This window comes from Paraglaciecola polaris LMG 21857 (assembly GCF_000315055.1).
Lineage (GTDB): Bacteria > Pseudomonadota > Gammaproteobacteria > Enterobacterales > Alteromonadaceae > Paraglaciecola > Paraglaciecola polaris.
This window is the reverse complement of sequence record NZ_BAER01000015.1, coordinates 44,762-63,348: the sequence shown is the minus strand read 5'-3', so window position 1 is coordinate 63,348 and position 18,587 is coordinate 44,762. Positions and strand designations below refer to the sequence as shown.

Sequence of the window (18,587 nt, the reverse complement as noted above, 5' to 3'; positions counted from 1 at the left end):
TGCGCAACTTAGCGTTACGCCGCTAATAGCCTAGCCTGAACCAGTGAAGTATAGCGGTTGCTAGGGTCAATTTTGGCTGATTACGCTATTTGTCACTAAACTCACACAAATGTCTTTGTTATCCAGAGCGGGTGCTTTAGGATCACGATTATTCAGGTATCCCCATTAAGAGTTCCGGTGAATCAATCCCCTGCCATCACACTGATTAAAAATGCCATGTTATTCGCTCCTGAGGCCAAGGGGCGAAAACACTTGCTGCTTGCTGGCGGAAAAGTCGTATACGTCGGTGATACTGTGCCGGTATTAAGCGCAGAGTTAAACGTGCAAGTCATAGACGTTGAAGGTCAAACCGTGATCCCAGGCTTTATCGATGCCCATACCCACATTACAGGTGGTGGCGGCGAGGCTGGTTTTGCAACACGTGTGCCGCCTGTGCCACTGAGCCAATTCACTCGAGCAGGTGTGACCACCGTTTTAGGTTTATTGGGTACCGACGACCTCACCCGTACTACGGCCTCCTTGTTGGCACAAGTTTATGCCTTACGGGAAGAAGGTCTGTCTGCGTATTGTTATACTGGTGGTTATCATTTACCTCCGACCACGCTAACCGGATCAGTGAAATCTGATATTGTCTTTATCGACCCAATTATAGGCGTGGGTGAGTTGGCTATTAGTGACCATCGCTCTAGTCAACCGACTTTAAATGAATTACTTAAAATCGCATCTGAAGCCCATGTCGCCCGTTTAATGACAGGGAAAGCAGGGATAATACATTTGCATCTCGGTGATGGTGAACGAGGTTTATCCTTGGTTCGAGAAGCGATTGCCAGTGCTGAAATCCCAGCCAGAACGTACAATCCGACTCATGTAAATCGTCGTCGAGAACTCTTTGATGAAGCATGTGAGCTCACAAAATTAGGTTGTTGGATAGACGTAACTGCCTTTGAAACCGGCGATGTAGGTTACGAACCCGCCGCGGCGTTACTGCGTTATATGCAAGGGGATTTCCCCCAAGATAAGCTAACAATTAGTTCTGATGGCGGCGGCTGCCTGCCTTGTTTCGATCATCACGGTCACATGACCAAAATGGACTTCGCCAGCTCAACGTCAATGACAGAGGTGTTTTATCAGTTACTTGACGACGGCATTAACCTTGAACGCTTTTTGCCCTTTTTCACCAGTAACGTGGCAGCGTTACTGAATTTTGCCCACAAAGGCAACTTAAACATAGGCAGTGATGCTGACTTGATCGTGTTAGATCAAGCAAACCGTATTAACCACGTCATGGCCCAAGGGCAATGGCATATTTTTGCTAACGAAATAATAAAAAAAGGCTCTTTTGAGAATTAATTATGCCCTCTCCTGATATTGCAGGTACTCACCGGGGTTATGTTATCCCTATCGGTGGCGCTGAAGACAAGTTACACAACCCAGAAATCCTACAAAAATTTGTGGAACTGGCCGGCGGCGCAGATGCCGTAATCACTGTCATTCCAACTGCGTCTCAGTTAGATGACACAGGTGATCGCTACCAAACCCTATTTAATGAATTGGGAGCAGGTACGACCCATGTACTGCCTATTACTGAGCGCTCAGACGCGCAAAAACAAGAATATGTCGAAATCTTAGAGCAAAGCACCGCCATTTTTGTGACCGGTGGTAATCAACTGCGTTTATCGACTATTTTAGGCGGCACGCCAATAGCCAAAGCCATCAGACAGCTAAACGCTCAAGGCGTACATTATGCGGGTACTTCTGCTGGTGCTGCGATTGTGTCACAGCACATGATCACAGCTGGCAGCACAGGTATTGTACCCACTGAAAATGGCGTCAGTTTAGCCCCGGGGTTAGGCTTGGTTAATACGGCTGTGATTGATCAGCATTTCAACCAACGTAACCGCTTAGCACGCTTGCTAAGTGCCGTGTCATACAATCCATTTTTGATTGGCTTAGGCTTGGACGAAGACACTGCCGCATTCATCAATGAAAATAACGAGTTCACCGTGGTAGGCAGTGGTGCGATTACCGTTATCGACCCGTCGAACATAGAATATTCATCTATGGCTGAAGCCAATAGAGGCGAAGCCCTAACCTTGCTTAATTTAAAGGTGCATATATTGTCTGCTGGCAGTCGTTTTGACTTAAACAGCAAACAAGCGTACGTTAAATAGCGCCTTATTTTCAGGCTTTAGATCATAACCGATAATAAAAGTAGCTTAGGCTGCTTTTTTTTTATACTTTAGCAGAATGGATCCCTTCAGAGATCCTCTTAAAGGCTTTCTTTATGCCCGGCACTGGTCGCTTACGCTAAGCGAACGACTAGATTTTCGCTTCAATGTGGCATCGATAATAATCACTCAAGGAAAGACTCAGCGATGAAAATACTCAGTACCAATGTTTATGTAGGTCCTAACATTTATGCCAACTTCCCGGTCATTCGTCATCAGATTGACATTGGTGAACTGGAGAATTGGCCGTCAGTTAAACTCGGCCAAAATTTTATTGATGGGCTGATTGCGGCACTGCCCTCGTTACAAAATCACGGTTGCTCGTATCGCGAAGAAGGAGGATTCATTCGTCGTTTGAAAGAAGATGAAGGAACCTGGATAGGCCATATTTGGGAACATGTCGCCCTAGAGTTGCAAGAACTGGCGGGCGCAGATGTGACCTTCGGCAGAACCCGTAGCAGCGGAAAAGTGGGGTGTTATGATGTCGTTTATCAATATCATCAGCGCGATGTCGGCTTAGAAGCCGGTAAGCTAGGCATGTTGCTGCTCATTCACCTCATGCCTAAAGAAATACAAGCTCAACTTGAACCTAAAGTTGCCGATGACTTTGACTTCTCTACCGAGCTGCACGATTTTGTGCGCATGGCTCAGCGCAAAGAATTCGGCCCGAGCACGGGCTCGCTCGTAAAAGCGGCTGAAGACCGTGAAATACCATGGTTACGCTTAAATAATTATAGTTTGGTGCAATTTGGTCATGGTAAATATCAACGCCGTATTCAAGCCACGATCACCAGTGAAACCAAGCATATTGCAGTGGAAATTTCCTGCGATAAAGAGGACACCCACAACCTACTGAACGATTTAGGTTTACCGGTTCCCCAGCAAATCATGATCTATGGTGCAGAACAAGCTGTGCGCGCCGCCCGTAAAATCGGTTATCCCGTTGTCGTAAAACCACTCAATGCCAACCATGGCCGCGGCGTCAGCATTAACTTGCTTGATGATGAACAAGTGCGTGCCGCATTCCATGAAGCCTTGCAGTTTGGTACTGGCAAAGCGGTCTTGGTTGAGAGCTATTTAACCGGTTTTGACCATCGTATGTTAGTGGTGAACGATGAACTAGTGGCTGTCGCTAAGCGCGTGCCCGGTCATGTTATTGGCGATGGCAGTGCCACAATCAGTGAATTAATCGATACCGTGAATCTGGATCCGCGCCGTGGTATCGGTCATGAAAAAGTGTTAACCCGTCTCGATTTAGACAACCAAGCAGAGCGTCTGCTAGAAGAAGCGGGATACAATTCAGATACAGTACTTGCAAAAGATCAGTTATTTTATTTACGTTCGACTGCCAATTTATCCACGGGTGGCACGTCAATTGATGTAACAGACATAGTGCATCCAGATAACCGCAATATGGCCATACGCGCCATTAAAGCCATTGGTTTAGACATTGGTGGCGTCGATTTTCTCACCGACGACATCAGTAAGTCGTATAAAGAGATAGGTGGCGGAATTTGTGAATGCAACGCTGCGCCAGGCTTTCGTATGCATGTTGCCCCCAGTGAAGGCAAACCAAGAGACGTGGCAGGCAAAGTACTCGATATGCTGTTCCCAGCGGGCAGTAAAGCGCGTATTCCAGTGGCGGCTATCACAGGCACCAATGGTAAAACTACCACCAGCCGAATGCTCGCCAGCATAGTCAAAAGTGCTGGCTTTACCACCGGCATGACATCCACTGATGGGGTGTATATTGATGGCCATCTTTCGGTCAAAGGAGATATGACTGGCCCCACTTCAGCGCAGATCGTACTGCGAGACCCTAATGTGGATTTTGCCATATTAGAAACGGCGCGAGGCGGCATACTTAAGCGCGGCTTGGGATACACTCAATCGAATGTGAGCGCTTGTTTAAATGTCACCGCAGACCATTTAGGACTACGTGGCATCGACACAGTCGAACAGCTAGCACAAATTAAGCGCGTTGTGGTCGAAGTGGCCAAAGACTGCGTCGTGCTCAACGCCGATGACATGCTGTGTTTACAAATGGCAGATTATTGCGACGCTGAACGTATTTGCTACGTCACTATGGATCCAGGCCATGGCCTAGTACGCGAACATATCCGCAGTGGTGGTATGGCAGCGGTACTGGAAAAAGGCATCAATGGTGACATGATCACCTTGTACGACAAAGGCGCGCATATTCCACTGCTGTGGACCCACTTGATCCCGGCAACCATCGAAGGTAAGGCAATGCATAACGTGCAAAATGCCATGTTTGCTGCTGCGATGGCTTACAGTTTTGACATTCCTTTGGAAGACATACGCCAAGGATTACGAATTTTTAGTACCTCTTTCTATCAAGCACCTGGCCGTCTAAATATTTATGACGAGCATCCGTTTAAAGTCATTCTTGATTACGCTCACAATCCAGCTGCCATCCAGTCAATTACCGATCTTGCCACCCGTTTAGATGTTAGCGGTAAGCGCCGATTGGTCTTGGCGATGCCCGGCGACAGACGAGACGAAGATATTATTGAGGCGGCACAAATCGTCGCTCAACATTTCGATAGTTTCATTTGTAAAGCCGACGATAGCCGTCGTGGCCGAGGGCATGATGAAGTGCCTTTGTTATTGAAAAAGACATTGCTTGAGGCCGGTGTCAACGAACAAGCAATTCAAGTTATCCCTTCGGAGCTAGATGCAATCGAACAGGCGCTAACGGATTGCCATGAGGGTGACTTGCTGATTATTTTAGGGGATGACATTACCCGTAGCTGGAAACAAATCGTGCACTTTAACGGTGCTGTAGAAGTCAAACCTGCCGATATTGCTCCTTCAAATAACTACCCAGATAAGCTGTTTGAACCCGTTGAACATAAGTTTGAGCTCACATCCGGTCAACGCCTTGTGCAGGACGAACGCGGCGTACGCTTAGTGGTTGAACACGACGAAGAGGCTGATTAACGTAAAATGCTTACTTTGCAATTAGACGAGGTACGCCGGCTAACAGGACCAAGCCTACTGTGGGATAAATCCGGCGCAATTATTGACGTGTTGTTCGAAGGAATAGAGCAACAGTCAGTACTGAGCTGCTTACAAAAATGGGTTGAGCATCTACTGTCAGAATTTGACTGGAAGCAAGAGTCTTATACCCATAGGCTGCATCAGTTCGGCCTTAACTTTGCCCTTAGCGCGCCGCTAGATTCATTGTATAGCGCCTGTGATGTGCTCGAACTGGCCTGGGATTGCACGGTTAGCGAGTTGCAACACAGCGCACTTCCTGACTGGTCAGCACGTTTACACGTTATAGCGGCTGAGCTAAAACAGGAAAAAAATCCAGCGATGCTTGCACTTATGCATGCCGCTGAGCAGCACCAGGTCAGCTGTTTATTGGATGATGATCACATTAGTTTGGGTATGGGCGCGACAACCAGCACATGGCCGGTGCGGGAAATTCCCGACCTTGAATCCATCCCTTGGGTGCAATATAAAGATATACCCAGCGCCTTGATCACTGGCACCAATGGTAAATCAACCAGTGTCAGGTTAGCCGCACAAATGGCCAAAGCCGCTGGTATTTGTGTGGGTGTTACCTCCACAGACTTTATTCGTGTGGGAGACGAAATCATTGATTACGGTGATTACTCAGGCCCGGGCGGCGCACGCATGTTACTGCGCGACACCCGCTGTGAATTAGCCGTGTTAGAAGTGGCCCGAGGCGGAATATTGCGCCGAGGGTTACCCGTCAAAAAAGTCAATGCTGCCCTTATCACCAATGTTGCTAGCGACCATTTGGGTCAATACGGTATCAACACGGTAGCAGAACTGGCACAAACAAAATTTGTGGTGGCCAAAGCCTTAGACGAGAGCAATGTATTAGTACTCAATGCCGATGACCAACTAGTGATCAGCCAATCCAAGCACGTCAAAGCAAGCATATGCTGGTTCAGTTGTGATGAATTCAATCCGCTTATCCAGCAGCAATTACAGTTAGGCGCCCCAGCGGTTTTCATTCGCCAAGGTGAGATAGTTTACCACCACCAAGGCCAATATGATGCCATCTGCCATGTGAACCGCGTACCCATGACGTTAAATGGGGCAGCAGTGCATAATGTGCAAAATGCATTAGGAGTGGTGGGCTTAGCCAAAGCCTTACATTTACCCCAAGCTGCCATAATGCAAGGGTTACAGCAGTTTGGCAGCGACAGCCAAGACAACCCAGGCAGAGGGAACGTTTATCACATAAACGGCCGACAGGTAATTGTTGATTTCGCCCATAATGAGCACGGCATGCGAGCCGTGGTGAATATGGCCAAGCAACTTAACGCTAGCCGCTACATAAGCATGTTTAGCCACGCTGGCGATCGTAGTAACGACGATATGCATAACCTAACTTCGGCCGTAAGAGAGCTTGATGCCGCTGTGTATGTTATCGCTGAATTAGACAAATACTTACGCGGTCGCGCCCCTCATGAAGTCCCTGCCCTGTCCCGCCAATTTCTGCTCGAAATGGGCGTTGACGACCAAGGAATTCTCACCGCAGACTCACCTTTACAAGGCGCGCAAAAAGCAGTGGCGGCAGCCGAACACGGCGATGTCGTCTTGTTGTTTGTACTTGAACAGCGCCAGGAAATACATGAATGGTTGCTCAGCCAAAGTGAACCGAGTGTTACTGTTTAAATGTCACCGCTAGGTGCTCAAGTAACGCTCTTATGCGTGCCGGTATATGTCGATTGGAGGCATACACCGCATTTAAAATGAGTTCATTCGCTTCGTAATCTTCAAATAACAGCTGCAAGCTGCCGTCTTTTACATAGGGCTCGGTTACGTACTTGGGGCCCATACCTATCCCTAATCCTTGGCTGGCCATTTGCGTTACTGCCCTTGGCGAATTAGAGGCAAACGTACCCTGAACATTGACGATCACGAGCTGACCATCCACTTTGAATTTCCAATTGTCCGGATCAACTTGGGACTTTTGCAATAAACAATTGTGCGTCGCCAGCGCACTCGGATGGCTTGGTTTGCCGTGGCGAGCTAAATATTCAGGCGAGGCAAATGCCACGATACGCATTCGCATGAGTCTCTTGGCAATAAGGGTCGAATCCTGTAATTGCCCAAAGCGTATGGCTACATCTACGCCTTCATCGATAATGGCGACGTGCTGATCAGACAAGCTCAGCTCTACCCTAATATTGGGATGTAACTGTAAAAAAGGCGCCAGTGCATCCACTAACTTAGTGCTACCGAACGCAGTCGGGGCAGTTAAACGGATCGTACCTGATAGCGAGGCTTGTCTATGTTGGATAACATCATCTAACTCATCAATTTGCTCTAACAATGGCAAACACCGTTCAAAATACGCACGCCCTGTGTCAGTGAGTGTCACGCTTCTCGTTGTGCGGTGAAACAATAGCGCGGCATGTTTTGACTCCAATTGCCCAATATACTTGCTGGCCAACTTGGTACTGATACCCAGCTGTTTAGCCCCGCCCGTAAAAGATTTTTGCCGCGCAACGGCTACCAACGTTCGCATGCCATCTAACGTATCCATCCCAGTTTCCTATTATCGACCAACTTCATTTATGAACAAATTGTACATAGTTATTCCACAAATCAACATATTGTTCATAGAGTATTTCATGCCTATTATTTGTGCAACACGACGCAAGAGAAACCGCCACCGGCAAAGTAAGCTGGCACCATCTCTTTGCAAAGCGATAATGTAATACAACCAAAGAAGGTTAATTTTATGTCAAATGCCATACGTATCCATTCGTTTCCTCTTTCAGGCCACGCGCAGCGTGCAGAACTTTTTGCTAACTTAGCTGGTATCGCCCATGACGTTATCAATGTTGATTTAGCCCGTGGTGAACACAAAAAGGCACCGTTTCTAGCGCTAAACCCGGCTGGTCAAGTACCCGTTCTTGAAGATGGCGATGTGGTTATTTCAGACTCAAACGCTATTTTGGTCTACTTAGCACGTAAGTACGCTCCCGCTTTTTTACCTTCGGATCCCGTGCTAGAAGCCCAAGTACAAAAATTCTTAAGCTTGGCTGCAGGTGAAATTGCCTTTGGCCCTTGTGCGGCGCGCCTAATCACGGTATTCAACGCCCCGTTAGATGCGGATTTCGCTCAGGCGACTGCCGACAGCGTGTTCACGAAACTTGAGGCGCATTTAGTTGGTCGCGAATTTTTAGTCGGCGATAGTGTCACCATCGCCGATGTGGCTATATATACCTACACAGCTCACGCCCCAGAGGGCAATGTATCCTTAGCTGCTTATCCTAACGTGCGCCGCTTTTTAGCCAACGTTGAAGCACTTGATGGTTTCAAACCCATGGCCACGACCAAAGCTGGCCTGCTTGCTTAAACACAGTTAGTCGCTTTAAAAACATAACGGGGCCGGTGTACGCGGCCCGATCCCCAAGCGTTAAGCATAACGCAGCTTTGAATACAGCGGAGCACCCTATGATCCCCAACGACCGCCAAGCCCCTTTCCATATCGGTGAGCAGCAAATGCAAAACCGTGCTGGTAAACTTGAGCATATGGACGCCATTGGTCGCCGTGCTATCCGCTCTTTTATGCCAGATCAACACCGTGAATTTTTTAAGCAATTACCCTTTGTCGTCGTCGGTAGCACTGATGAGAACCAGCAACTTTGGGCATCGATTCTGCCTGGTTCGCCCGGCTTTATTCAATCACCTACGCCAACTGAGCTATCCCTAAACAGCAAGGTGTTAAAGGGGGATCCACTACTCGGTTCGCTCACCACGGGCGCACGTCTTGGGTTATTGGGTATTGAAGTGCCAACGCGACGTCGAAATCGCGTTAATGCCAGGATAAGCCATATAGCAGGACAACAGTTAACCTTAGAAATCGAACAGTCTTTTGGCAATTGCCCGCAATATATTCAGACTCGGGATATTCGTTTTATTCGCTCTGTAGACGAAACGTTTGCTGCCCCCGCCCCTGAGTATTTTAAGCGTTTGGATACATCAGCCAAAAACGTTATCAATCAGGCCGATACCTTTTTTGTCGCCAGTTCAGCGGGCACAACAGCAAAAAAGAGTCATCAACACACATTAGGAGTCGATGTCTCCCATCGAGGTGGCATGCCAGGCTTTGTGGGGGTAAATAACGATAACGTGCCCGCTGATATACTGAGGATCCCTGATTACGCGGGTAACAACTTCTTTAATACCATGGGTAATTTTTTGGTCAACCCAAAAGCAGGATTGATATTTACGGACTTCACCACAGGTGACTTGCTGATGTTAACCGGCACGGTAGAGGTGTTACTTGAGGACGATCCCCGCATTGTTACGTTTAAAGGCGCACAGCGTGGCTGGCAGTTTACCTTATCTAAAGGCATACGCCTAAAAAATGCCCTACCGTTTCGCGCTAGCTTTAGCGATTACTCCCCAAACACCATGCAAACTGGCACTTGGCAGCACGCTGATGCCGTGCGCAAAGCCCAAGAAACCCGCAACCGTTGGCAGACATTCAAGGTCGGAAAAATAGTCGATGAGAGCACTACGATACGCTCATTCTACCTAACGCCCAATGATGCAAGTGCAGTACTGCCGTTTAACCCTGGGCAGCATTTAACCCTGCGTATTCCTACGGGGCCTGAGCAAAAACAAAAAATACGCAACTACACGGTTTCATCAGCCCCGGGCGCTGACCACTATCGTATATCGGTTAAACGAGAGCCCCATGGACTCGTGTCAAAAGCACTGCATGATACTTTATCGATTGGTAGTTTAGTGGATATCAAAGCTCCACAGGGTGAATTTCACATTGATAACCACGCTAAGCGCCCAGCCGTATTAATTGGTGCTGGGGTCGGCATTACGCCTATGATTGCCATGGCCCAAGATGCCCTAAATGAAGGGCTGCGTACCCGCTACACACGGCCAATGACCATCATTCATTCGGCCAAAAATAATGCACAGCGGGCGTTTAGCGCCGCCTTCAAAGACTTAGAGAGCAAAAGCGCCAAGCAAATACGCTATTACTCAGTGCTTAGTTCTGTACCTGACGATGGGCAATCAGCTATTGATTATCATGCCAAAGGCCGTATTACTGCCGAGTTACTGCAGCCAATACTCGATTTAAATACCGCCCATAAGGCATGTGACATTTATTTGTGTGGGCCTCAAGGTTTTATGCAGGCCATGTACGACACATTAATCTCACTTAACATCGCTGATGACAATATACATGCAGAAACCTTTGGCCCGTCTACTTTAATACGCCAAGCAGCCGAAGCGGAGCATAGGATAGAACACAGTCGTAAAATAATGTCTAAGCCTAAAAACACAATAGAAAATAGCGCAGAAAACGAAGCCCAGAGCACGATAATCAGCTTCACCGAAAGCAAATTCGAACAACCATGGCACAAAGGCGAGCCCACTATTTTAGAGGTAGCTGAAGCACATGGCCTAGCACCCGATTTTAGCTGCAGAAGTGGCAGTTGCGGTTCCTGTACAGTGAAATTAACATCGGGTGCAGTGACCTATCGCAGTACACCTAGCGCTCCGATAGAAGACAACGAAGTACTGATTTGCTGCGCGGTGCCAGCCAAAGGTTGTTCTAGATTAGACATTGCCTTGTAAACCCAGCACAAGTTCGCAATATTACCCACGAACTAACATTAACCGTATTAAAAAAAAGGATATCAACATGAGTACACGCCCCCCTTTACCCCCTTTTAATGAACACAGCGCCTGTGAAAAAGTGCGTTTAGCAGAAGACGGCTGGAACAGTCGCAATCCAGAAAAGGTCGCCCTCGCTTATACAGTGGATACCCAATGGCGTAACCGCAGCACCTTTATCCATAATCGCGAAGAAGCTGCCGCTTTCTTAACCGCAAAATGGAACAAGGAACTAGAATATCGCTTGATCAAAGAGCTATGGGCTTTCACCGATAATCGTATTGCGGTGCGTTACGCTTATGAATGGCATGACGACAGCGGTAACTGGTTTCGTTCTTACGGCAATGAAAACTGGGAGTTCGATGAAAACGGATTAATGAAAAATCGCTTCGCCTGCATTAATGATTTACCCATTGCAGCATCAGAGCGCAAGTTCCATTGGCCACAAGGCCGCCGTCCCGATAACCATCCTGGGTTATCAGAACTGGGCTTGTAACTTATTAGGGCTTTGCAACATCAGCCACAATTAACAGTTGCTCGTTTGAAGGTGGTGATTCGCCACTTTCGTTGCTGGCGATGACTCGGTAAACGTAGGTTTTTCCGGGGCTGAGCGCTTGGGTATCGGTAAACAGGTTATCGACCCGAGAGTCATATTGATTTTTACCGTCTGTAATGCCACTGACGATAACTTGCCATTGATTGTCATTCAACGCTTTGCGTTCAATGCGATACTGCCGTCCAACTGGCGAGCCCAGCCAATTGATATCTCGGTTTTGGGAAATAGGACGTAACTTGGGTGCCAGTGGAATAGGCAGTGGGGGAGCATTGAGCTCGCCTAACATACCGGCTTGAGCCTGCCTTAGCGCATTAATAACCGCCTGTTCGTCGTTGGCTGCCCCTTCAACAAAGCCAGGTAAATGGTAACTGTAGTAATCTGAATTGCCTTCCCTGTGCCAGTAAAATCCACCATTGTGACGTCTGCCACGAAAGCCCCATACCAATGCCCCAGATGTTTGTGCACCATTGACATCGACATTGACCGCGCCTTGCAGAATACGTTGGATTTGATCCAGAGGCAGCAGACCAAACTCGCCCACTATGTACGCTTTTTTACCCTGGATCGCCGTCAGATTATCCACAATGGTTTGCGGCTTGTTGTTGTGATTGCTCGAGTAAAAATGATTGCTAATAATATCCACATTAGGATCATCCAAGGACGTACTCAATACCGTTAAATAAATTCCATCAACAACAAGCTGCTGGGGTGCCAAGCGCTTTATTAGTGCGCTGGTTGGGGTCACAAATTCAGGGGTACTGTCTTTTAATTCGTTACCGGTTTCCCAAGCCATGATGGCCTTTTCTTCAAAGTACTTTCGACCCGTAATGCTATTTGTGCGAGTAATCACTTGTTGAATAATGGACTGGTAGGCCTGATAGGTTTTGCTGTTAGGATCATAAAAGTCGTCCGCACTTTCAGCGTAAAATGCCGCAAGCTCAGCACGCCCTCCCCACCAACTCCAATGATCGATAAACGGCACGATCAAACGTAAACCCTCTTGGTCTGCCAGAGCAATCATATTGTCGAATACCTGCATAGCCGTTTCATTTAGACGCGGCATGTGACTGGCATCAATCGGCGGCAATATATGGACTTGCCGTTCACACAGGACATCATCAGATTGCGCCACCGAAAGTACGTAAATACGCGTCACCTTTTGCCCTGAGCGCACCAGTGAGCGGATCCAGTTTTGCTGCTCATCGGAAGTAGGCCATTTGAAATATTGCCCCCAACCTCGCCTGTCAGCCTTACATACGCCCCGCTCATCATCTTCAATACGATGTAATTCAGGCGCATGTAAGCCAGCAAAGCGCAGCACCTTATCACCGTCCAGTAATTGACTACCCTCACGAGTAATAAAGTGACTAAACTCACTGTGGGCGCGCGAACTAGTGAGCAGTAAAAAACCCCAAAAAAGAATATGTTTCAACATTATGATCCGCTCAAATTTTATAGTAACGATGGGCATAAACGCGGTCTTTGTGAGTAAGTCGTTTATGACTGCCCAAGCAAACGCTGCAATTCCATCATTGCTCGACCATTGTGATAAGGGGCTTTCCAAAACCCTGCTTTATAGATCCGACTGTCAGTATCTTGATCTTGGCTGGCTAGCCAATGCCACTCACCATGGACAGAGTCGATGTGATATTGCTGAATAAAAGCCCAAATAGGCTGACAAGCCGCTTTGTATTTTTCATCTTTAGTTAATGCAAAGGCGTTCATAAAGCCCACTAAAGCTTCCGCTTGTACCCACCAATAGCTAGTAGATACCCGCTTTCGCGAGCTAAAAATAAATTCATCACATACTTGTCCCGCATCTCCTATGGCTTCATCTAAACAAGCTCGGGCAAGGTCGATAATGATCGGTTTAAGTTTGCCCATGACACGCTTATCACCTAGTACACATGCTGACTCCCACAATAACCAACTGGCTTCAATGTCGTGCCCAAATGAATAGGTTTGTGACTGATCCCGCCATTGCATATCGAAAAATAACTTAAGGTGTGCACTTTTATGGCAAATAATATGAAATTGAAATACATCAATGATGTGGCGTAGGGCTTCTTCGGTCTGGGCGGTTTTATGCACTTGATATAACGCACTGTAGGCTTCTAACACATGCAAATGGGTGTTCATTGATTTGGGGAAATTAAGATCTTTATCACTCAAGCGATAATCACTTATGCTTGACCAATCTTCACTACACGCTTCAATATACCCGCCACACTTGACGTCTCTGGCATTTTGCTCGACCAAATTAAAATAGCTGACCGCCTTTTCAAGTGCCAACGGATCAGCTGTTAAACGGAAATAGCTGCACAGGGCATAAATACAGAAACATTGGGCGTATGTTTGCTTTTTACCCTGGAGTAAACGGCCATCAAACGCCACTTCCCAATACGCGCCACCATGCTCTTTATCGTCAAAATGCGCTAACAAGTACTCAAAAGCACGGATAGCAAGGGTCTTGTACTGAGCACTGTCATCTTTTAGTGCCATTTCACTGAAGAACCACAATATGCGGCTATTTAAAATGACCCCCTTATTCGCGTCGCTTAGCGGCTGGGCAACAAAATCAATTTCCCCATAAAAGCCACCATTTACATGATCCACACTGTGCTTGACCCACCAATCGGCGATATGGGTCAATTCCCCCTCCACCGATTGGCGATTCAGCGGCGTGGTCAAAATAGCATGGGTTGCCGCGAGGCTCATATCAATCCCTCATTTAGGGCGACCAAATCATAAATGGCCTCGACTGATGTATGCGAGCTAAAGCCGTCTTGGGGGGAATTAAGACAATAATCTAATAACTGTGCAATGCTTGAAGTGGCGACATGTAAGCGGGTATCGCTTGAGCCGTAATAAATAAAGACTTGCTCTTGTTCGTCAACGACCCAGCCATTACTAAATACCACGTTAGATACATCACCAATGCGTTCTTCGCCTTCAGGTGCCAGTAAATAACCCGCCGGTTTATGGGTGATAACCCAAGGTTGCTGTAAATCAGTCACAAACATATACAGCACATAACGTAGACCCGCTGCGGTGTTACGTACCCCATGGGCCAAATGTAACCAACCTTTGTCGGTTTTAATCGGTGCGGGTCCTTGGCCGTTTTTCACCTCTGAAATGGTGTGATAAACCTTCTGATCTATGATGGTTTCTTGCGCAATCTTGGCGTTTTCCATTGAATCACACAACCCCCAACCAATCCCACCACCACCGCCGACACTGATAAAGCCATCTTGAGGACGGGTGTACAAAGCGTACTTGCCGTCGACAAATTCGCTGTGCAAAACCACATTACGCTGCTGGCCACTGTAGGTAATTAAATCAGCTAAACGCTCCCAATTAAGTAAATCTTTGGTACGTGCAATACCGCACTGAGCGACCGCTGCCGAAGTATCTTCGGGTACGGTATGGTCTTTACGTTCGGTGCAAAATAAACCGTATATATAGCCGTCTTCATGTTCGGTAAGGCGCATGTCATATATGTTGGTATCAGGTACTTCGGTTTCAGGCATACGTATGGGACGCGGCCAGAAAGTAAAATCATCGACCCCGTTATCACTTTGCGCCACGGCGAAAAACGATTTGCGATCGTTGCCTTCAACCCGGGCAACCACTGTATATTTGCCCTTGAAGTATATCGCTCCAGCGTTGAGCGTGGCATTGATCCCGATACGCTCCATGAAAAACGGATTTCGCGCCGGACTAAAATCATAACGCCAGCTTAACGGCGCATGCGCAGCCGTTAAAATGGGATGCTGCCAACGTTGAAATACGCCGTTGCTCAATTCAATTGGCTGATTTTTCGTGCTCAGTAATGCCCCGTGCTGGGACTTGACGTCTTTAACGCGGGTATGAAATAAGGTGTCATTATTCATAAATAGTACTCTTGTTCGCAATAATGTTACTTCCCCTGCTGAGCAGGAGAATAGACAGAAGGTTGATGCAAAGTGTGTTGCTCTTGCGGTTCGTCGCTTAACGTATCCCACCAGAAATATTTCAGTAAAATACTGGATATAATTGCGACGCCCGTGGCGATGGTCAGGCCACCCCAATGTTGAATAACCAGAAAAATCGGTGCCGCGGTCAGGCTGGTATGCCAGATAATACCGACAACCACATTACCCAAGTCTTTCTTGAATTCGGTATTTGGACGGATATTCGGGTTGTCTTTTTGTACCGCAGCAATGATGGGTCCCCATATTCCCCAAGGGCGTGTCTTTAAATAGAAGTGCTTAACGACTTCAATATCATCCGGTGCACTGATATAACTGACCACAATGCAGGTTGCTAGACATGCCGCGAACATAAATGGGAAGCCATACAGCGGTGATATATCGGTGAACATCATAGGTATCGCGGCCAAAATACCCGCGGACATTCCGGCGAAATACGCCATGCCGTTAAAACGCCACCAATACCATTTAAGTAAGTTAGACGCGGTATAACCGCCGTAAAGTGCCGATACTAACCACAACACTATGGCGTTCAGCGACGGAATAAATAAACCGATTGCGGTACCAAGCACAATAAACACCACGGACACTAAGTAGCTCATTCGTACATAAGTTCGGGCAGACGCATCGGGATTGATATAACGACGGTATATGTCATTAACCACGTAGGCAGGTGCGGCGTTGGTGGTCGCCGCAAAGGTCGACATAAAGGTGGCTAACAAACCGGCGATAATCAAACCCAGCAATCCGCTGGGGATAAAGTTAGCTAGGGTGAAAGGTAAGATTTGCTCGAAGTCGACATCCGGTCCCATGGCGTTCAACGCTGGCATAAAGTAGACCAAGGCCAAGACCGCCAAACCTGTGATCATCATGTAGCGAGGCACTAATAACACTAGGCTCACAAAGCCGCTCATCTTCGCCGCTTCGCTTGGGGTTCGGGCGGACAACACCCGCTGCATATCAAAATTCGGAGCCGGCCCCGCCATGCTTTGCAGTATGCCTTTGAACAAAACCAACATGATAAATACGGAAAACAGCGACCAACCATCTTCGATTATGCGTTGATTAGCCTGAGCCAGAATGGCACTCCAGTCTAAACTTAAATTCCAACCGAACGCGAGGCTGTCCCAGCCATTTGGCGTAACTTGAGCCAACATCTGCGGAGAAACTTTCATCATTGCTACAATGCCAATGGCGATACAAGCAACGGTCATGATCACAAATTGCAGTACTTCCGTGAATACCACACTGACCATGCCGCCTTTGACCACATAAACTGAGGTCAATGCGGTCATAATTAAACCGTAATAAATTTCATTGGTACGCGGGTCTAACGACAATTCCCAAGGTAAAAAAGCGGCGGCAAATTTGCCAATACCGATAAAACCATAGGCTAAAAAGCCCAACACACTAAGCAGCGCAAACAGCACCACCACAAAATGGCTTAAGGTCGCCCCCCTACTTTCACCAAAGCGGAAGCGGATCCATTCTGCCCCCGTCATCACACCCGAGCGACGTAACCAGATGGACAGAAAAACCATCAGAAATATTTGGTTAAAACTCGGCCACAACCAAGGTATGTAGACACTTTTAAGGCCATAAATAAACAGCAAGTACACCATCCACATGGTGCCGCTGATATCGAACATGCCGGATGCATTGGATAAACCAAGTAACTGCCATCTGAGTTGATTGCCACCTAAAAAATAGCTTTGCACGTTTTTGCCTGCAGATTTAGAGATGTATAACCCCAACGCCACAATGGCGAGTAAATAAGCGGCAATAATCGAGATATCGAGTACGGATAAGATCATGGATCTGCATTCCTGTTGTCGTTACAGCAACAACGTTTTTAGTGATGGTGGTCAGATAACACCAACATAAAATGAACCGGTTCATTTATCAAGTTAAATTTTCCATTTTATTAACCACTAGCCAATATCAAATGACTTTAATAACGGGATTTACTGGCGTTAAACGCTAGATTAAGTAAACTGAACCCATATTAGTTAGCGATGTTCTTAGCGCCGATAGTTTAGCGCTCAGGGGTCAACAACTTCCCGTTATTCAGTTAGAAAGGCAGCATAGTGACAACCATCAGAGACGTGGCAAAAGAAGCAGGGTTATCCACTGGCACAATATCAAAAGCACTGAGCCATCCAGAGCGTGTTTCGAAAAAGAATCTAGAAAAGGTCGAAGCGGCCATTCTAAAACTCAATTACAAGCCCAACATGCTTGCACAAAAGTTTCGCAGCAACACGGCCAACACCATAGTGGTCATGGTACCCGACATAGCCAACTTGTTTTTTGCCAAGGTTATTAGCGGCATTGAATCCGTGGCTCAACGCGCCGGATACAACGTTTTACTGGGGGATACGCGTGATTCATCGAATAAAGAAAAAGACTTCATTCGTATGGTTGAAACTCGTCTAGCCGATGGCGTAATCAATCTACGTCCTTACAAAGAAAATGATTCACTGTTGCCCAAGGCGGGTGTATTTGCCGTCAGTGCCAGTAGCTGCGAAGGTACGCCCTACAGCTCAGTACGTATCGATAACGCCGGCGCAGCCAATAAAGTGGTACGGCACCTGATTCAGCAGGGTCATAAACGCATTGGTGTTATCTCGGGATTAAAAACAAATCCCCATACTCGGGATCGAATGAAAGGTTATTTACAAGCACTTGAGTCACAAGGTATTGAGTTTGATGAATCATTGGTGATTGAAGGTGACTTTAACTATTGGTCGGGTATCAGCGCTGCCGAGCAGTTTTATCATATGGAAAATCGTCCTAGTGCGGTTTTTTGTATGAACGATGAAATGGCGATAGCGGCGATGAAAGGCTTTATCGACAAGGGTTTACGTATTCCTCAAGATATCTCAATCACTGGTTTTGATGACATGGACGTGTCTAAATATGTCGTGCCAACGCTTACCACCGTTGCCCAACCAGCGGAAAAAATCGGCGAAAAGTCAGCAGAAATGTTGCTTGATATGATCCAAGGCAAGGTCACAGAAAATAAAGAATACGTTTTTCCTTATGAATTCATCATTCGTGAAAGCACCTCTGCCTTTACAGAAAAGACAAAATAATAAAATTACAAAGTAAAAATTGAACCGGTTCATTTTTTGTGTGATATTTACCTCACAGATTAATATAAACAGTGTTAAC

Annotated in this window: 13 protein-coding genes; 8 read left to right on the top strand and 5 right to left on the bottom strand. The window is 47.0% G+C overall.

The genetic code is table 11. The annotated features are described in order from the left end of the window. Positions 1 to 177: 177 nt before the first annotated feature. The 4 genes from iadA to GPLA_RS01870 all read left to right on the top strand — a co-directional run bounded on the left by iadA (position 178) and on the right by GPLA_RS01870 (position 6,908). Positions 178 to 1,350: a beta-aspartyl-peptidase gene (gene iadA / locus GPLA_RS01885; RefSeq protein WP_007103114.1), complete on the top strand. Its 1,173-nt coding sequence runs from the start codon at positions 178 to 180 to the stop codon at positions 1,348 to 1,350. A 2-nt stretch (positions 1,351 to 1,352) separates the two neighbouring features. Further along, positions 1,353 to 2,171, top strand: a complete 819-nt coding sequence (locus GPLA_RS01880; RefSeq protein WP_007103113.1) for a cyanophycinase — start codon at positions 1,353 to 1,355, stop codon at positions 2,169 to 2,171. A gap of 204 nt (positions 2,172 to 2,375) precedes the next feature. Then, positions 2,376 to 5,192: a cyanophycin synthetase gene (gene cphA, locus GPLA_RS01875; protein WP_007103112.1), complete on the top strand. Its 2,817-nt coding sequence runs from the start codon at positions 2,376 to 2,378 to the stop codon at positions 5,190 to 5,192. 6 nt (positions 5,193 to 5,198) lie between these two features. Beyond that, a complete protein-coding gene (locus tag GPLA_RS01870) occupies positions 5,199 to 6,908 on the top strand; it encodes a Mur ligase family protein (RefSeq protein WP_007103111.1) in 1,710 nt (569 codons plus the stop codon). Here the strand turns inward: GPLA_RS01870 and GPLA_RS01865 are convergent. Then, positions 6,898 to 7,782 carry a LysR family transcriptional regulator gene (locus tag GPLA_RS01865; RefSeq protein WP_007103110.1) on the bottom strand — a complete coding sequence of 295 codons (885 nt, stop codon included), beginning with the start codon at positions 7,780 to 7,782 and terminating at the stop codon, positions 6,898 to 6,900. The genes GPLA_RS01870 and GPLA_RS01865 overlap by 11 nt on opposite strands. A gap of 198 nt (positions 7,783 to 7,980) precedes the next feature. On the opposite strand from GPLA_RS01865, the gene GPLA_RS01860 reads away from it, so the two are divergent. The 3 genes from GPLA_RS01860 to GPLA_RS01850 all read left to right on the top strand — a co-directional run bounded on the left by GPLA_RS01860 (position 7,981) and on the right by GPLA_RS01850 (position 11,385). After that, positions 7,981 to 8,601: a glutathione S-transferase family protein gene (locus GPLA_RS01860; RefSeq protein WP_007103108.1), complete on the top strand. Its 621-nt coding sequence runs from the start codon at positions 7,981 to 7,983 to the stop codon at positions 8,599 to 8,601. 98 nt (positions 8,602 to 8,699) lie between these two features. Then, on the top strand, positions 8,700 to 10,850 hold the full coding sequence (locus GPLA_RS01855; protein ID WP_007103107.1) for an FAD-binding oxidoreductase: 2,151 nt from the start codon (positions 8,700 to 8,702) through the stop codon (positions 10,848 to 10,850). A 67-nt stretch (positions 10,851 to 10,917) separates the two neighbouring features. After that, the gene (locus GPLA_RS01850) at positions 10,918 to 11,385 is read left to right on the top strand and encodes a nuclear transport factor 2 family protein (protein WP_007103106.1); all 468 of its coding nucleotides are present in this window, start codon (positions 10,918 to 10,920) and stop codon (positions 11,383 to 11,385) included. Positions 11,386 to 11,389: 4 nt separating this feature from the next. Here the strand turns inward: GPLA_RS01850 and GPLA_RS01845 are convergent, their stop codons facing one another. The 4 genes from GPLA_RS01845 to GPLA_RS01830 all read right to left on the bottom strand — a co-directional run bounded on the left by GPLA_RS01845 (position 11,390) and on the right by GPLA_RS01830 (position 17,230). Beyond that, a complete protein-coding gene (locus tag GPLA_RS01845; protein WP_007103105.1) occupies positions 11,390 to 12,880 on the bottom strand; it encodes a cellulase family glycosylhydrolase in 1,491 nt (496 codons plus the stop codon). 62 nt (positions 12,881 to 12,942) lie between these two features. Further along, a complete protein-coding gene (locus tag GPLA_RS01840) occupies positions 12,943 to 14,163 on the bottom strand; it encodes an AGE family epimerase/isomerase (RefSeq protein WP_007103104.1) in 1,221 nt (406 codons plus the stop codon). Next, entirely contained in the window at positions 14,160 to 15,338 is a 1,179-nt protein-coding gene (locus GPLA_RS01835) for a glycoside hydrolase family 130 protein (RefSeq protein ID WP_007103103.1), read from the bottom strand. The genes GPLA_RS01840 and GPLA_RS01835 overlap by 4 nt, the downstream gene beginning before the upstream one ends. A gap of 26 nt (positions 15,339 to 15,364) precedes the next feature. Continuing rightward, the gene (locus GPLA_RS01830) at positions 15,365 to 17,230 is read right to left on the bottom strand and encodes a sodium:solute symporter family protein (RefSeq protein ID WP_007103102.1); all 1,866 of its coding nucleotides are present in this window, start codon (positions 17,228 to 17,230) and stop codon (positions 15,365 to 15,367) included. A 273-nt stretch (positions 17,231 to 17,503) separates the two neighbouring features. Between GPLA_RS01830 and GPLA_RS01825 the strand changes: the two genes are divergently transcribed. Continuing rightward, positions 17,504 to 18,508, top strand: a complete 1,005-nt coding sequence (locus GPLA_RS01825) for a LacI family DNA-binding transcriptional regulator (protein ID WP_007103101.1) — start codon at positions 17,504 to 17,506, stop codon at positions 18,506 to 18,508. The last annotated feature ends 79 nt before the right edge of the window (positions 18,509 to 18,587 follow it).

Bases quoted from the DNA above. Each gene is read 5' to 3' on its own strand.
- GPLA_RS01880 (WP_007103113.1), top strand. From the start codon at position 1,353: ATGCCCTCTCCTGATATTGCAGGTACTCACCGGGGTTATGTTATCCCT.
- cphA (WP_007103112.1), top strand. From the start codon at position 2,376: ATGAAAATACTCAGTACCAATGTTTATGTAGGTCCTAACATTTATGCC.
- GPLA_RS01870 (WP_007103111.1), top strand. From the start codon at position 5,199: ATGCTTACTTTGCAATTAGACGAGGTACGCCGGCTAACAGGACCAAGC.
- GPLA_RS01865 (WP_007103110.1), bottom strand. From the start codon at position 7,782: ATGGATACGTTAGATGGCATGCGAACGTTGGTAGCCGTTGCGCGGCAA.
- GPLA_RS01860 (WP_007103108.1), top strand. From the start codon at position 7,981: ATGTCAAATGCCATACGTATCCATTCGTTTCCTCTTTCAGGCCACGCG.
- GPLA_RS01855 (WP_007103107.1), top strand. From the start codon at position 8,700: ATGATCCCCAACGACCGCCAAGCCCCTTTCCATATCGGTGAGCAGCAA.
- GPLA_RS01850 (WP_007103106.1), top strand. From the start codon at position 10,918: ATGAGTACACGCCCCCCTTTACCCCCTTTTAATGAACACAGCGCCTGT.
- GPLA_RS01845 (WP_007103105.1), bottom strand. From the start codon at position 12,880: ATGTTGAAACATATTCTTTTTTGGGGTTTTTTACTGCTCACTAGTTCG.
- GPLA_RS01840 (WP_007103104.1), bottom strand. From the start codon at position 14,163: ATGAGCCTCGCGGCAACCCATGCTATTTTGACCACGCCGCTGAATCGC.
- GPLA_RS01835 (WP_007103103.1), bottom strand. From the start codon at position 15,338: ATGAATAATGACACCTTATTTCATACCCGCGTTAAAGACGTCAAGTCC.
- GPLA_RS01830 (WP_007103102.1), bottom strand. From the start codon at position 17,230: ATGATCTTATCCGTACTCGATATCTCGATTATTGCCGCTTATTTACTC.